This is a genomic window from Solwaraspora sp. WMMA2065, assembly GCF_030345075.1.
Taxonomy (GTDB): Bacteria; Actinomycetota; Actinomycetes; order Mycobacteriales; family Micromonosporaceae; genus Micromonospora_E.
Window position 1 is genome coordinate 5429473 of sequence record NZ_CP128361.1, and the last position, 15308, is coordinate 5444780.

Consider the following 15308-nt stretch of genomic DNA (forward strand, 5'->3'; position numbering starts at 1 on the left):
CCAGCAGACACTTGCTGCACGGAGGTTACCGCGATTCTGCACTGTCAGAAGCAGTCTTGGGGGAAGCCGATAGCCGGTTCGCGACGCCGGTGGGCCCAGTCGGATCGGCCGCCGGCAGGTACGCCAGTTGCACCAGACGGATGCCGTCCCGGCGGGTGACCAGCCGACCTCGGCCGGGCGGTAGCGGCTCTGCGCGGACCCCGCCGACAAGTTGCCCCTCGTCGGGGTCGCCGGAGAGCACCAGGCCCGCGGCGGACGACTCGCGCAACTGCTGGACGAAGGGCTCGTACAGAGCCCGCCCGGCACCCCCGACGCGGCGGGCGAGCACCAGGTGCAGGCCGACGTCCCGGGCGTGCACCAGGTACCCCAACAGCGGTTGGATCGGGTTCACCGACCCGGCCGCGACCAGATCGTAGTCATCGACCAGGACGAACAGCTCGGGTCCGGTCCACCAGGAGCGGCCGGCCAACTGAGCGGCGGTGAGGTCCGGTCCGGGCAGCCGCCGACGTAGATGATCTGCGGCCGAGTCGATCAGGTCGGCGGTATGCGACGCGTTGCCGCCGTAGCCGATCAGGTGGTCGGAGTCCACCGCGCCGAGCAGGCTGCGGCGGTAGTCGACGATGATCAACCGGGCCTGCTCCGGGGCGAACCGACCGGCGACGGTGGTGGCGAGGGCGCGCAGGAAACTTGACTTGCCGGACTCCGCTTCGCCGAACAGCAGCAGGTGCGGATCAGCGGCGAAGTCGATCGACACCGGTCGCAGGTCCGACTCGGCCAGCCCGACCTGCAGCCGGAGCCCGGCCGTGCCGGTGCGGTCCAACGCGGCGTACGGCACCAGGCCCGGGAGCAGCCGGACCGGCGGTGCCGCCGGCCCTGCCCAGCCGTCGGCGATGGCATCGACCAGTGCGGCGGTGTCGGCCACCGCGGCGAGGAAGTGCAGGCCGTCGCTGGTGATCCCGCGGCCCGGCGACCCCGGTGGCACGTTGGCGGCCGACCGGTGCGACACCAGCGAATCGATCGGGTCACCGAGTCGCAGCTCCAGCCGGGAGCCGAACAGATCCCGCAGCGCCGGCCGGAAGTCAGCCCAGCGGGGTGCCGAGGCGACCAGATGCACCCCGTACGACAGGCCACGGGTGGCCAGGTCGGTGATCGACGGTTCCAGGTCGTCGTACTCGCCGCGCAGGGTGGTCCAGCCGTCGACGACCAGGAAGACGTCACCGTACGGGTCGTCCGGCGTACTGCCGGTGGCGGTCCCGGTCCCGGTCGCGCGGCGGGCGCGGTACGCGGCCATCGACTCCACCCCGTCCCGGGCGAACCGCCGCTCCCGGCTCGCGAGCAGGTCGGTGACCTCGGCGACGGTACGCCGTACCGTTGCCGGCTCGGTGCGGACCGTCACTCCGCCGACGTGTGGCAGGTCCCGCAGCCCGGCCAACGCCCCGCCGCCAAAGTCGAGGCAGTACACCTGCACCTCGGCCGGCGAACGGCTCAGCGCCAGGGCGCAGATCAATGTCCGGATCAGCTGGGACTTTCCGCTCTGCGGTGCGCCGACCACCGCGACGTGCCCGGCCGCCCCGTCCAGGTCCAGCCACAAGGGATCCCGGCGCTGCTCGTACGGCTTGTCGACCGCGGCGACGGCCACCCGCAGCTGTTCCGACCGGTCCGGGTCGGCCACGGCCGGGCCCCGACCGGGCACCAGCCGCACCGGACCGAGCAGGTCATCCAGCTGGGGCGGCTCGCCCAGCGGCGGCAGCCAGACCCGGTGCGCCGGTGGACCGTTCCGGGCCAGCCGGTCGACGCTCACCTCGAGCAGGCTGGCCCCGGTGCCCGACGTGCCGGGCGCGGCCGACGGTTCGGGCCGGGTGGCGGCCGCCGGCACCGGGTGCGTCCGGAAGCCGTACAGCATGGGCGTCGAGCGGGGACCACCGGCCCGGCGCGGGGCCGGTCGGCGGTACGGCCCGGAGACGTAGGCGGCCCGGAACCGGACCGGTGCCCCGGTGCCGTACCGCAGGAAACCGTGACCCGGCTCGCGGGGCAGGTGGTACGCGTCCGGTACCCCGAGGACCGCCCGCGACTCCAGCGCCGAGAAGGTCCGCAGCCCGATCTGGTACGCCAGATGGGTGTCCAGTCCGCGCAACCGGCCCTCGTCCACCCGTTGCGAGGCGAGCACCAGGTGCATCCCCAGGGACCGTCCGACCCGGCCGATCTGCAGGAAGATGTCGATGAAGTCGGGCTTGGCGGTGAGCAGTTCGGTGAACTCGTCGCAGACGATCACCAGTGACGGCAGCGGCGGCAGGGTCTCGTCGGTCGGCTGTACCCGCAGGTAGTCCTGTCGGCTGGCCAGGTTGCCCGCCCGGCGCAGCAGCTGCTGGCGGCGGACCACCTCACCATGCAGCGCGTCGGCCATCCGGTCCACCAGCGGCAGCTCCTGCGCCAGGTTGGTGATCACCGCCGCGGTGTGCGGTAACCGGTCCAGCGCGGCGAACGTTGCTCCACCCTTGAAATCGATCAGGACGAGGTTCAACGACTCCGGCGGGTGGGTGAGAGCCAACCCGAGGACCAGCGTACGGAGCAGCTCCGACTTGCCGGAGCCGGTGGCACCGACCACCAGCCCGTGCGGCCCCATGCCGTGCAGCGCCGACTCCTTGAGATCGAGCTCGACCGGCTGCCCCTCGGCGGTGACCCCGAACGGGACCCGCAGGTGGCGGTCGACTGACGGGCTGCGGTCCGGTCCGGCCGTCGTCCACCAGCGGGCGCCGGCACCACCGCTGCCGAAGCCGAGCAGCTGGACCAGGTCCGCCTGGGCCACTGCGGCGGATCGGGCCGGCCCGCTGTTCGTCGCGAGCCGTAGCGGGGCGAGCTGGCGGGCGAGGGCCTCCGCTTCGACGACACCCAGCCCGTCGGCCGTCCCGGTGTCGATGGGCCCGGTCGACCCACGGATGACCAGCCGACCGGACGGGCCGACCGACAGCTCCACGGTGACCCGGTCGAGTATCCGGGGTGCCGGTACGCCCACCTGGACCACGGTGACGCCGTTTCCGCCGCCGTCGTTCGCTCCGGTCCTGTCGTTCGCTCCGGTCCCGTCGTTCGGCTGAGTGCCGTCGCACACCACCACGACGTGCGCGGGGGACATCGAGTCCAGCAGCCGAGCCAGCTCCGCTGCGCTGCCGGCGACCAACCGCAGCGGGCCGGTGGCGTCGGTGCGCTGCGGATGACCAGCGTGCGGTAGCCACTTGACCCACTCCCACCGGTCGCGGCGGTCGGCCGGCGCGTAGATCGCGATGCGCAGGTCGTCCGGGGCGTGCAGGACGGCCAGCTGGGCCAGCACCGCGCGTACCAGCGCGGCCGGTGCCCCGTCCGGGGCATCGCCGTCCGGCCGTCCGACGACGAAGATCCGGGCGACGTCACGCAGCCCGACCACGATCGGCAGCCCCGGCACCACCGAGTACGAGTCGATGAACCGTCGTAGCGCCGCAGCAGTGAGCGGCTCGATCTCGTCCACAGGCCGGTCGTCGGCCGGTGGCACGAGCGGGGTGGCGAGTGGGCGTGATCCGACCCCGACCCGTACGGTCGCGAAATCCCGGTCGTGCGGTCGGCGCTCCCAGACCCGGCTGCTCGCCGCCGTCGACCACAACCGATCGGGATCCGGGTACCGGTAGTTCAGTGCGGTCCGTTGCCGGTCCACGGTCCCCCGGACCTGGCCGCGTAGGCCGGCCAACTGCCGTAGGTAGCGACGCCGGGCCAGGTCGGTCGCGGACCGCGTGCCGGCACCGGGCGCGGAGTTCCAACTGGTCGCCAGCATGGCCAGCGTCGACACCCCGAACACCGCGGCCATCAGGTACGGGTAGACCCCGCCGTCGCGGCCCGGCAGCACTGCCATCGCCACCGATCCGCCGGCCATCGGCAGCAGGGCCAGCAGGCGTTGCCAGCGGCCGGAGTCCGGATCGGCGACCTGCGGAGGCGGGGGGATGCGGACCTCCCCGGCCGGGATCCCGGGTGCCGGACGACGCTCGGATCTGTTGAGGACGATGCCCGCCATCGCGTCAGCTAACACCTACGTAGAGTGTTCCGCAATGGACCGGCGGTGGATGGCGGTCGCCGGTCCGGCACCGGTCCGGCCGTCGCGGCGTCGAGGAGGGGCGATGAACGTGAGCCTGGCCAGGATCACCGTCTGCGGACCGCACCGCCGACTGGATCTCGCCCTGCCCGGACACGTGCCGGTCGCCGAGCTGCTGCCGGAACTGCTGCGGCACAACGGGGACGGGCTGGCCGACGACGGGGAACGGCACGGAGGCTGGGTGCTGCGTCGGGCGGACGGGGCGCCGGTGTCTGCCGGGCAGGCGCTGCGCCAGCAGGGGATCCGCGACGGCGACGTGCTGCATCTGGTGCCCGGGCGGACCTACTGGCCGGAGCCGGAGTACGACGACGTCGCCGAGGCGATTGCGGCCGCCGCCAGTCAGCAGGGCCGGACCTGGTCGGCCGCGACAACCAGAGGGTACGCGCTCGGCGCGGCCGGGCTGTGGCTCGGCGCGGGATGGCTGGTGCTGGTCGGGGCCGGCACCGGGACGGCCGAGCGGGCAAGGGTGGCGGTCCTCGTCGGGGCTGCGGTGCTCGCCGTCGGGGTACTGGCCGGACGGGTCTGGCGGGACGCGGCGGCCGGCGTCGTGCTCGGGGCCGGCTCGTTGCCGTACGCGTTCGCCGCCGGTCTGCTCGCTGCCGGCGACGGTGATCCGGTCGGGCTGCGTCCCGACGACTGGCCGACCGCCGCGGCCATGGCGACCGGGTTACTCGTGCTGCTGGGCACGGCGGTGACTGCCGGGGCTGCGGTGCCCGCCGGCGGGCCGATCTTCGTCGCCGTGGTGACCGTGGCTGGGCTCGGCTCGATGGCGGCCATCGCCGCGTCGACGGTCACCGGGGCGGCCGGCGCGGCGGCCGGACTGCTGGTGGTGGTCGGTTGCGGGGTCGGGTTGCTGCCCCGACTCGCCGTCCGGCTCGGCCAGGTGCCGACCGTCGTCGGGACGAGCGACCGGGTGCCGGGTGCCGTGGCCCGGGCCGAGCAACTACTCACCGGGATGCTGATCGGGTACGCCGCCGTCGGCGTCGCGGCCAGCGTGGTGCTGGCGCAGGTCGGCGGGGTGGTCGGGGTGGTGCTGGTCGGCGTCGTCGGGCTGGCGATGTCACTGCGCTCGCGGTCGTTCGTCAGTACCCGGCAGCGGCCGCCACTGCTTGTCGCGGGGGCAGCGGCCACGACACTGTCCGTGTTCGGCGCGCTGCCGGCGTACCTGCCGGTGTCGCCGTCGACGTTGGTCGTGGCCGTGGGCATGGTCGCGGTGTCGACCGCTGCGGTCGGTGCCCGGTACGCCGGCCGGTCACCGTCGCCGTACCTGAGCCGGGCGGCCGACCTGCTGGAGATCACCGCGCTGGTCAGCGTCGTTCCGCTGGCCGGTGCCGTCTTCGGGCTCTACCGGTGGGCCGTCGGGCTGCTCGGCTGAGCAGCCCGACGCCTGATCAGGTCAGTGGGCCGACTCGCCGCGCTCCAGGGCGGCCTCCCGGCGGCGGAACGACGCCTGGATCTCGGCCTCTGCCTCGACCCGGCCGACCCAGGTCGCGCCTTCGACCGACTTGCCCGGCTCCAGGTCCTTGTAGACGACGAAGAAGTGCTGGATCTCCAGGCGGTCGAATTCGCCGAGGTGGTGGATGTCGCGCAGGTGCTCCTGCCGGGGATCCTCGTACGGCACGCAGAGCACCTTGTCGTCGGCGCCCTTCTCGTCCTTCATCCGGAACATGCCGATCGCCCGGCACCGGATGAGGCATCCTGGGAAGGTGGGTTCCGGTACGAGCACCAGTGCGTCCAGCGGGTCGTCGTCCTGCCCGAGGGTGCCCTCGATGAAACCGTAGTCGGCTGGATACTGCGTCGAAGTGAACAGGGTGCGGTCCAGCCGGATCCGGCCGGTCGCATGATCGACCTCATACTTGTTCCGGTGACCCTTGGGGATCTCAACCGTAACGTCGAAATCCATACTCACGCTCCCTCGTCGCCCGCGCTGGCTACGGAAATAGAGCGGTACGCCGTCCGGGCGTTGCCCCGCCCGACCGTTTCGGCTCCCGCTCGCTTTGTGAACACAAGTAGTGTCGCCTAGTCCGTTCGTCAGTTGGGAGGTGGGGCCAGTGGGGAGGGAAGACTCACAGTCCGCTGGGGCCGTCGGTGAACCCGACCGGGCCGACGGAGCGCCAAGTCCCACGTCGGAGGGTAGTGGATCGTCCGCGAAAGGTGACCAAGTGGTCCCGCCGGAGGACTCTGCCGCCGCCCCGGCCGGTGCGCGCGATCCAGATCCGACGGCATCGGGCCGGGCCGCTCCGCCGCCGGCCGCCCCGCCGCCGCCCACTGGGAACCCATCTGTTAAGGCAACCCCGCCGGCCACCGGGTCGGCGCCCGTGACCGGCCGGGCCAACGTGCCGGCCGTGTCCGGCGGCGCCGACGCGGCTCCGGCCGACGTCTCGGAGGGCGGCCACCGCGGACGCGCGTCGGTGCCGGCTCGTGGCACCGCCAGACCGGTTCCGCCGCCCGAGCCTGTACCGGCTGAGTCTGCGCCGACTGGCGGTGCACCATCCGGCTCGGCACCAGCTGCACCATCCGGCGCTGCACCGTCCGGGTCGGCGCCGGCTCAGCCGGCGCCACCGGTTAGCCAGTCGTCACCTGACCGGCACCGCCGGGCCCGGCTGCTGACCGCCGCCGTCGCCGTCGTCGTCCTGCTGGCCGGTGGTACCTCGATCGCGGTACTCCGGCCGGGCCCGGTGGCCGGCTGGCTCGGTGCCGCCGAGGTGAGCCCGAGCCCGAGCATGTCCGCCGAGCCGACGCCGGGCCCGGTGCTGGCCGGGTTGGCCGCCGACGCCCCGATTCCCACCACGGCCGGGCTGACCGAGACCCTGGACAAGGCGATCAACCGATCCGGCCTCGGTGACCGGGTGCACGTTTCGGTCCGGGACATGACGACCGGCGCGGTCCTGTACGGTCGCGAACCGGCGGCGCTGACCGTGCCGGCGTCGACCACCAAACTGGTCACCGCGGCGACGGTGCTGGCCGCGGTCGGGCCGACACACCGGATCACGACCCGGGTGGTCGCGGGAGCCGCGCCCGGCGAGGTGGTGCTGATCGGCGGCGGTGACCCGACCTTGTCGATCGATGACACCGGGTTCTATCCGGGGGCCGCCCGGCTCGACGTGCTGGCCGCCGCCACCCGTAGCGCCCTCGGTGACACGACGCCGACCAGGGTGCTGATCGACAGTTCGCTCTTCTCCGGACCGGCGTTCGGGCCCGGGTGGGACGACGACATCCCGACCGGCGGGTACGCGGCCGCGATCACCGCGCTGATGGTGGACGGTGCCCGGACCGATCCCGCCGCAGCCAAGGGCTGGGCGCCGCGCTCGGCCGCACCGGACCTGGCTGCCGGCCGGGCCTTCGCCCGTGCTCTCGGGCTGCCGGCGGACGCGGTGGACACCACACCGGCCGGCTACACCGACCAGCTGCCGGGCTCGCCGACGCAGCCCGTCGGCGGCACCGACGCGGTCGCCAGCGCACCGACCACGTCGGCGACCGGGCAGCCGGCGACCCCCCACCGGTCGTCGGGGGCAAACCCCGACCAGCCGGCGGACGCCGGCCCGGGTGCCGAACTGGCCCGGATCGAATCGCCGCCGATGGCCCGGCTGGTCGAGATGATGCTCGCCGACAGTGACAACGTCCTCGCCGAAGCGCTCGCCCGGCAGGTCGCCATCGCCCGGGGCGAACCCGCGTCGTTCGCCGGGGCGGCGGTCGCGATGGACGCCGTACTGGCTGAACTCGGGTTGCCGGCCGACCAGAGCGACCTGTACGACGGCAGCGGCCTGTCCCGCAGCAACCGGGTGACCCCGGGACTGCTGACCGAGCTGACCGTGCTCGCCGGCAGCGGCGACCGTCCCGCGCTGACCGGGCTGTTCTCCGGTCTGCCGGTCGCCGCCTGGTCCGGCACCCTGCAGGGGCGGTACCAGACGGCGGACGCCCCGCAGCGGGTCGGCGCGGGCGTGGTGCGGGCCAAGACCGGGTCGTTGTCCGGCATCAACGCGTTGGCCGGCACGGTGACCACCGCCGACGGCCGACTGTTGGCGTTCGCGGTGCTGGCCGACGAGGTGCCGTTGCTCATCGACGCTGCCCAGGCCGGCCTGGACCGGATCGCCGCGACCCTGGCCCGGTGCGGTTGCCGTTGACCGGGGCATGATCACCAGGGTCGGCGGGCGTCACCCGGGTACGGTGGGTGCATGGCGCAGTTCGTGGACTGGGATCTGGCCGCCGCAACCGCCGGCGCGCTGAGCAAGTCGGGGCCGAAGGCTTCGCTCGACGAAGCAACCGAGGTGGTCAACGACCTTCGCCGGCTGACCGACGAAGCGGCCGGACACGTCGTGGCGTACACCGGTCTGCAGGCCCAGGTCGCGCACCCGCCGGTGCGGGTGGTCGACCGGCGGGACTGGGCCGTCGCCAACATCGCCGGGCTGCGTGACGTGATCACACCGCTGGTCTCCCGGGCGGCCGGTGACCGCCAGCCGGGCGCGCTCACCGACGCGATCGGTTCCCGGGTCACCGGGGTGCAGGCCGGCACGGTGCTCGGCTACCTCTCCGGCCGGGTGCTCGGCCAGTACGAGGTGTTCTCCGGTGACCCCGGCCAGCTGCTGCTGGTCGCCCCGAACATCGTCGAGGTGGAGCGCAAGCTGCACGCCGACCCGCGCGACTTCCGACTCTGGGTCTGCCTGCACGAGGTCACCCACCGCACCCAGTTCACCGCCGTGCCGTGGATGCGCGGGCACTTCCTGGGCCAGGTTCAGGCGTTCGTCGACGCCTCGCAGGCCGGTGGCGACAACTTCGTCGACCGGGTCCGGCGCGGCGTCGGCACCCTCGCCGAGTCGATCCGCGACCCGCAGAGCCGGGCCAGCGTGCTGGACATCGTGCAGACCCCGGCGCAGCGCGCCGTACTCGACCGGCTGACCGCGCTGATGACCCTGCTCGAAGGGCATGCCGAGTTCGTCATGGACGGGGTCGGGCCGGAGGTCATCCCGACGGTGGAGCAGATCCGGGCCGGCTTCAACCGCCGCCGCGAGGCCGGCAACCCGCTGGAGAAGGCGATCCGCCGGCTGCTCGGCGTGGACGTCAAGATGCGCCAGTACGCCGAAGGCCGCAAATTCGTGCACGGCGTGGTCGACAGGGTCGGCATGGCCGGTTTCAACAAGGTCTTCGACTCCCCGTTGACCCTGCCCCGGCTGGAGGAGTTGGGCGACCCGGACGCCTGGGTGGCCCGGGTGCATGGCCCGGTCTCCGGCTCGCCGCCGACCGTCGTCTGAGCCGCGGGTGCCCAGGCTCGCTCCGGCTGTCGCCGAGCTGCGTGTCGCGGTCCGGCGGATGCTGCGCGAGTACGCCGGCCGGCTGGTGCTGGTGGCCTGCTCCGGCGGCCCGGACTCATTGGCTCTGGCGGCCACGGTCGCGTTCGTCGCCCCCCGCTGCGGGGTCTGCGCCGGGCTGGTGACTGTCGACCACGGCCTGCAGGCGGGGTCCGCCGAGCAGGCCCGGGACGTGGCCGGCTGGGCGGCCGGGGCCGGGTTCGACCCGGTCGAGACCGTCGCCGTCGAGGTCGGTGCCGCCGGCGGCCCGGAGGCGGCGGCGCGGACCGCCCGCTACGCCGCGCTGACCCGGGTGGCCCACCGGCACCGGGCGGCCGCCGTGCTGCTCGGTCACACCCGCGACGACCAGGCCGAGACGGTGCTGCTGGCGCTGGCCCGGGGGGCCGGTCCGGCCGGCCTGTCCGGGATGCCGCCGGCCCGCCAGGTGGACGGCGTCACGGTGCTGCGTCCGCTGCTGGACGTGGGGCGGGAGCAGACCCGGGCGGCCTGCGCGGCGCTCGGCCTCACCCCGTGGGCCGACCCGCACAACACCGACCCGGCGTACGCCCGAGCCCGGGTCCGGGCCGACGCGCTGCCGGCCCTGGTCGAGGCGCTGGGCACTGCGGTGGTGGCGAATCTGGCGCGGACCGCCACGCTGGTCGCCGCCGACAACACGACGCTGGACGGGCTGGCCGACGCCGCGTCGGACCGGGCCGCCACACCCGGTGGTGGGCTGGCGGTCCCGGTCCTGACCGAGCTGCCGGACGCGGTGCGGACCCGGGTGCTGCACCGCTGGGCGTTGCGGCTCGGTGCGCCGGCCGGGGCGTTGGCGTACCGGCACGTCACCGCTCTCGACGCACTGGTCACCCGGTGGCGTGGGCAGCGGGCGGTGCACCTGCCGGGTGGTATCGAGGTGCGTCGGGCCGGGGGTGAACTGTCGGCCGGCTCAGCCGACGGCGGTCCGGTCGCGGAACGTGCCACGGTACGCCTGGGGTGTGGCGCCGACCCGCCGGCTGAAGTGGTGCCGGAGGGTGGCGGCGTCGCCGAAGCCGCACCGCCGGGCCACCGTCTCCACCCCCAGGCTGGTCTCCTCCAGTAGCTGGCGGGCCAGCAGCACCCGCTGGCCGGTGAGCCAGTCGTGCGGCGTGGTGCCGGTCTCGGCCCGGAACCGGCGGGCGAAGGTACGCGGTGCCATGTGTGCCCGGGCAGCCAGTTCCTCCACGCTCATCGTGGTGTCCAGGTGCTGCTGCATCCATACCAGCACCGACTCCAGCGTGGCCGCTGTCGGGCTGGCCGCGATCGGCGTCTCGATGAACTGGGCTTGCCCGCCGGCGCGGTGCGGCGGCACCACCATCCGGCGGGCGAGTCTGGTCGCCAGGGCGGAGCCGTGCTCCTGGCGGACCAGATGCAGGCAGGCGTCGATCCCGGCGGCGGTGCCGGCGCTGGTCAGCACGTTGCCGTCGGCCACGTACAGCGAGTTGCACCGGATCCGGGCGGTCGGGTGGCGGCGGGCCAGCTCGTCGGCGTACCGCCAATGGGTGGTGCATTCGCGGCCGTCGAGCAGGCCGGCGGCGCCGAGCACGAATGCGCCGGAGCAGACGCTGAGCAGGGTGGCGCCGCGGCGGTCGGCGGCGCGTAACGCGTCGACCACCGGTGCGGCGACGGCGTCGTGGAAGCTGGCCGCGGGCACGGCGACCAGGTTGGCGTCGGCGACCGGCCGCAGATCGGCGGTGGGTAGCAGCGAGAAGCCGGAGCTGGTGCGGACCGGGCCGCCGTCGACGGTGCAGACGTCGAAGCGGTATCCGGGGAAGCCGTCCGCGGTGCGGTCGTGACCGAAGACCTCGCAGACCACCCCGAGCTCGAACGGGGCTACGCCGTCGAGCGCGATCACCGCGACGGTACGAAGCATGCGACGAGTCTAGCCCACGGTGGCAGGATTTCGATGAACAGTGGCATCTCTGCCGCTGTTCGCTCAGTGGGCCGGCGCGCAGACTTGGTGTCGACGTCCGGTGCGCACCGGCGGCACACCCATCGGGACCAGGGTGAACACACTCATCGGGACCAGGGTGAACCTCCCGTCAGGACCAACGTGAAGGTGGCTGCCGCCATGGAACTTCTTATCGTCGTGTCGATCATCCTGCTGCTCGCCGCCGCCTCGGCGGCCGGCCTCACCCGGGACAGTCGTGACTCGGCCGACTGGCGGCCGAGTCACGACGGTGTCCGCCGGCCCCGGTGACCGTCGGCTGGACCACCGTCACCCACCGGCGCCACGTGAGTATCCGCCGGCCCCGGTGTCGGCTGGCCGGCCGGATGCGGCAGGCTTGGCGCATGGCTGACGGCTCCTGGTACGACGCCGACATCGACCGTGTGATCATTTCCGAGGAACAGATCCGCGACAAGACCGCGGAACTCGCCAAGCAGATCGCCACTGACTACGCCGACGTGACGGGTGGACTGCTGCTGGTCTGCGTGCTCAAGGGCGCGGTCATGTTCATGGCCGACTTCGCCCGTGAGCTCGGCCGGCAGGGCGCTCCCGTCGAGTTGGAGTTCATGGCCGTCTCCTCCTACGGGCAGGGCACCACCTCCTCCGGCGTGGTCCGCATCCTCAAGGACGTGGAGCGGGACATCGCCGGTCGGCACGTGGTGGTGGTCGAGGACATCATCGACTCCGGCCTCACCCTGTCCTGGCTGCTGAAGTACCTGGCGTCCAGGTCGGCGGCGAGCGTGGAGGTGGTCGCGCTGTTCCGCAAGCCCGAGGCGGTCAAGGTGCAGGTCCCGGTGCGGTATGTCGGCTTCGACATCCCCACCGAGTTCGTGGTTGGCTACGGCCTGGACTTCGCCGAGCGGTACCGCGAGTTGCCCTACGTCGGGGTGCTCAAGCCCGAGGTGTACGGCCGCGGCTGACCGCCGCCGGTGTGTCAGCCGTCGGGAAACTCCTCGGGACGTCCAGGCCACTCCCAGGAAACAGCGCTACGGTATGCGGTGGCGCGGGTCAGCTGACCGCGCCGACGTGGGACCAGCGGACGGAGCGCGGGTCGACCGGGCTCGCGGACGCGCACCTCGTCACCACGGTGTACCTTCGAATGACCGTGGCGCTCGGTTGGCGCCCCGGAGTGGCTAACCAGACGGTCAGAACGTCGATCAGGAGGGTCCGGGCGCTGCGGCGCTCGACATACGTATGGAACGTACGCGTTTCTTCCGCCGGCCGGTGGTCTGGATCATCCTGGTGATCATCGGTGCGATAGCGCTCAGCTCGTTCTTCACCAACGGCCCCAGCTACCACAAGGTGGACACCTCGGTGGCGCTGGAGCGGCTGGAGCAGGGCGGCATCGACAAGGCGATATTCCAGGACCGGGAGCAGACGCTCCGGCTCGACCTCGCCGAGCCGGAAGAGTTCGGCGACACCGAGACCGACCGGATCGAGGCCCAGTTCCCGTACGAGGTCGGCGACGAGATCTGGACCGACGTGCTGGCCGCCAAGGAGGCCGGCCGGGTGACCGGCCCGGCCGAGGCCGAGGTGTCGTCGGACAGCATCTTCATCACCCTGCTGGTCAACCTGCTACCGATCGCCATCCTGGTGATCCTGCTGCTGCTGTTCATGTCGCAGATGCAGGGCGGCGGGTCCCGTGTGCTCAACTTCGGCAAGTCCAAGGCGAAGGTGATCACCAAGGACACCCCGAAGACCACCTTCGCCGATGTGGCCGGCTCCGAGGAGGCCGTCGAGGAGTTGCAGGAGATCAAGGACTTCCTGCAGAACCCGGCGAAGTACCAGGCACTCGGTGCAAAGATCCCCAAGGGCGTACTGCTGTTCGGTCCACCCGGCACCGGGAAGACCCTGCTTGCCCGGGCGGTGGCCGGCGAGGCCGGTGTGCCGTTCTACTCGATCTCCGGGTCCGACTTCGTCGAGATGTTCGTCGGTGTCGGCGCCAGCCGGGTCCGTGACCTGTTCGAGCAGGCCAAGGCGAACGCCCCGGCGATCGTCTTCGTCGACGAGATCGACGCGGTCGGCCGGCACCGTGGTGCCGGCATGGGCGGCGGCCACGACGAGCGGGAACAGACCCTCAACCAGTTGCTGGTCGAGATGGACGGCTTCGACACCAAGGGCGGCGTGATCCTGATCGCCGCCACCAACCGACCCGACATCCTCGACCCGGCGCTGCTGCGCCCCGGCCGGTTCGACCGGCAGATCCCGGTCGACGCCCCGGACATGGAGGGCCGCAAGGCGATCCTGCGGGTGCACGCCCGGGGCAAGCCGTTCGCCCCGGACGTCGATCTGGACGCGGTGGCCCGGCGTACCCCCGGATTCAGCGGCGCCGACCTGGCCAACGTGATCAACGAGGCGGCGCTGCTGACCGCCCGGCAGGACGCCCGGGCGATCACCAACGAGGCCTTGGAGGAGTCGATCGACCGGGTGGTCGCCGGCCCACAGCGGCGGACCCGGGTGATGGGCGACAAGGAAAAGAAGATCACCGCATATCACGAGGGCGGTCACGCCCTGGTGGCCTGGGCCCTGCCACACGCCGCCCCGGTGCACAAGGTGACCATCCTGTCCCGGGGGCGGTCGTTGGGCCACACCCTGGTGCTTCCGACCGAGGACAAGTACACCCAGACCCGTGCCGAGATGATCGACACCCTGGCGTACGCCCTCGGTGGCCGGGCCGCCGAGGAACTGGTCTTCCACGAGCCCACCACCGGTGCCGGCAACGACATCGAGAAGGCCAGCGCGTTGGCCCGGGCCATGGTCACCCAGTACGGCATGAGCGCCAAACTCGGCGCCGTCAAGTACGGCACCAACGGCGACGAGCCGTTTCTCGGCCGGACCATGGGCCACGAGCGGGACTACTCCGATTCGATCGCCGCTGAGATCGACAGCGAGGTCCGCGCCCTCATCGAGCTGGCCCACGATGAGGCCTGGGAAATCCTGGTTGAGTACCGCGACGTGCTCGACACCATGGTGCTGGAGCTGATGGAGAAGGAGACCATTTCCCAGTCCGACATGGCCCGGATCTGCGAGCGGGTGGTCAAGCGGCCGCCGATGGCACCCTTCAACGGCTTCGGCAAGCGGCAGCCGTCCACTGAGCCGCCGGTGCTGACCCCGGCCGAGAAGGAGAACCTCGGCCGGCAGGCGGTCGCCGACGGGGCTCAAGCCGTCTTCGGCGGTGGCATGTCCGCGAACTCGGACGGCACCATGTCCGCGAACTCGGACGGCACCTCCTGAGCAGCCCTGACCTACCGTCCAGCGCGTCGTCGACCGAACCGGACGACGACGCGCTGGACTATCTCGCCGCCCGACTGATCAACGGCAAACTCAACGGCACGCCGGTCGAACGCTCCGTCGACCTGACCCGGATCGAGCGCGCCGTACGGGAGATCCTCATCGCCGTCGGCGAGGACCCGGACCGCGACGGGCTGCGCCAGACGCCGGCCCGGGTCGCTCGGGCGTACGCCGAGCTGCTCGCGGGCCTGCGGGCCGACGCGGCCCAGGTGCTCACCACCACCTTCGAGGCTGACCACGACGAGCTGGTGCTGGTCCGCGACATCGAGGTGATGTCGCTGTGCGAGCACCACATGCTGCCGTTCCGGGGCGTGGCGCACATCGGGTACATTCCCGGAGCGACCGGCCGGATAACCGGCCTGTCGAAGCTGGCCCGCCTGGTCGAGGTCTACGCCCGGCGGCTACAGGTCCAGGAGCGGCTCACCTCGCAGATCGCCGACATGCTGATGAGCCGGCTGGAGCCGCGCGGTGTGGTCACCGTGCTGGAGTGCGAACACATGTGCATGGCGATGCGCGGCATTCAGAAGGCTGGTGCCCGTACCATCACCTCGGCCGTACGCGGTGTGTTCCAACGCGACGCCAAGTCCCGTGCTGAAGCGATGAGCCTGATCATCCACAGCTGACGCCAACTGCC

General features: G+C 72.4%; 10 protein-coding genes and 1 pseudogene. 8 read left to right on the top strand and 3 right to left on the bottom strand.

The features are described from left to right. Positions 1-25: 25 nt before the first annotated feature. Positions 26-4036, bottom strand: a complete 4011-nt coding sequence (gene eccCb / locus O7610_RS24675) for a type VII secretion protein EccCb (protein WP_281555802.1) — start codon at positions 4034-4036, stop codon at positions 26-28. 103 nt (positions 4037-4139) lie between these two features. On the opposite strand from eccCb, the gene eccD reads away from it, so the two are divergent. Continuing rightward, positions 4140-5489 carry a type VII secretion integral membrane protein EccD gene (gene eccD / locus O7610_RS24680; RefSeq protein WP_281552788.1) on the top strand — a complete coding sequence of 450 codons (1350 nt, stop codon included), beginning with the start codon at positions 4140-4142 and terminating at the stop codon, positions 5487-5489. Between the two features lie 21 nt (positions 5490-5510). Here eccD and O7610_RS24685 read toward each other — a convergent pair whose 3' ends face one another. After that, on the bottom strand, positions 5511-6017 hold the full coding sequence (locus tag O7610_RS24685; RefSeq protein WP_123603846.1) for an inorganic diphosphatase: 507 nt from the start codon (positions 6015-6017) through the stop codon (positions 5511-5513). A 700-nt stretch (positions 6018-6717) separates the two neighbouring features. Between O7610_RS24685 and dacB the strand changes: the two genes are divergently transcribed. From dacB to tilS, 3 genes and pseudogenes are all read left to right on the top strand, one after another. Continuing rightward, complete coding sequence (gene dacB, locus O7610_RS24690; protein WP_289213683.1) at positions 6718-8238, top strand: D-alanyl-D-alanine carboxypeptidase/D-alanyl-D-alanine endopeptidase; 1521 nt, start codon at positions 6718-6720, stop codon at positions 8236-8238. A gap of 51 nt (positions 8239-8289) precedes the next feature. Beyond that, on the top strand, positions 8290-9363 hold the full coding sequence (locus tag O7610_RS24695; protein ID WP_289211979.1) for an Rv3626c family coenzyme F420 biosynthesis-associated protein: 1074 nt from the start codon (positions 8290-8292) through the stop codon (positions 9361-9363). A 7-nt stretch (positions 9364-9370) separates the two neighbouring features. Beyond that, positions 9371-10342, top strand: a pseudogene (tilS, locus tag O7610_RS24700) (tRNA lysidine(34) synthetase TilS); the annotation flags it as partial. Between the two features lie 3 nt (positions 10343-10345). On the opposite strand, the gene O7610_RS24705 reads toward tilS, so the two are convergent. After that, a complete protein-coding gene (locus O7610_RS24705; protein WP_289211980.1) occupies positions 10346-11308 on the bottom strand; it encodes a GlxA family transcriptional regulator in 963 nt (320 codons plus the stop codon). A gap of 198 nt (positions 11309-11506) precedes the next feature. Between O7610_RS24705 and O7610_RS24710 the strand changes: the two genes are divergently transcribed. From O7610_RS24710 to folE, 4 genes are all read left to right on the top strand, one after another. Continuing rightward, entirely contained in the window at positions 11507-11635 is a 129-nt protein-coding gene (locus O7610_RS24710) for a hypothetical protein (protein WP_278172054.1), read from the top strand. A 92-nt stretch (positions 11636-11727) separates the two neighbouring features. Next, a complete protein-coding gene (hpt, locus tag O7610_RS24715; RefSeq protein ID WP_289211981.1) occupies positions 11728-12303 on the top strand; it encodes a hypoxanthine phosphoribosyltransferase in 576 nt (191 codons plus the stop codon). A 274-nt stretch (positions 12304-12577) separates the two neighbouring features. Then, entirely contained in the window at positions 12578-14617 is a 2040-nt protein-coding gene (gene ftsH / locus O7610_RS24720) for an ATP-dependent zinc metalloprotease FtsH (protein ID WP_289211982.1), read from the top strand. 53 nt (positions 14618-14670) lie between these two features. Further along, positions 14671-15297, top strand: a complete 627-nt coding sequence (folE, locus tag O7610_RS24725) for a GTP cyclohydrolase I FolE (RefSeq protein ID WP_475054416.1) — start codon at positions 14671-14673, stop codon at positions 15295-15297. The last annotated feature ends 11 nt before the right edge of the window (positions 15298-15308 follow it).

Coding starts and splice junctions, on each gene's coding strand:
- eccCb (WP_281555802.1), bottom strand. CDS start 4,036: ATGGCGGGCATCGTCCTCAACAGATCCGAGCGTCGTCCGGCACCCGGG.
- eccD (WP_281552788.1), top strand. CDS start 4,140: ATGAACGTGAGCCTGGCCAGGATCACCGTCTGCGGACCGCACCGCCGA.
- O7610_RS24685 (WP_123603846.1), bottom strand. CDS start 6,017: ATGGATTTCGACGTTACGGTTGAGATCCCCAAGGGTCACCGGAACAAG.
- O7610_RS24695 (WP_289211979.1), top strand. CDS start 8,290: ATGGCGCAGTTCGTGGACTGGGATCTGGCCGCCGCAACCGCCGGCGCG.
- O7610_RS24705 (WP_289211980.1), bottom strand. CDS start 11,308: ATGCTTCGTACCGTCGCGGTGATCGCGCTCGACGGCGTAGCCCCGTTC.
- O7610_RS24710 (WP_278172054.1), top strand. CDS start 11,507: ATGGAACTTCTTATCGTCGTGTCGATCATCCTGCTGCTCGCCGCCGCC.
- hpt (WP_289211981.1), top strand. CDS start 11,728: ATGGCTGACGGCTCCTGGTACGACGCCGACATCGACCGTGTGATCATT.
- ftsH (WP_289211982.1), top strand. CDS start 12,578: ATGGAACGTACGCGTTTCTTCCGCCGGCCGGTGGTCTGGATCATCCTG.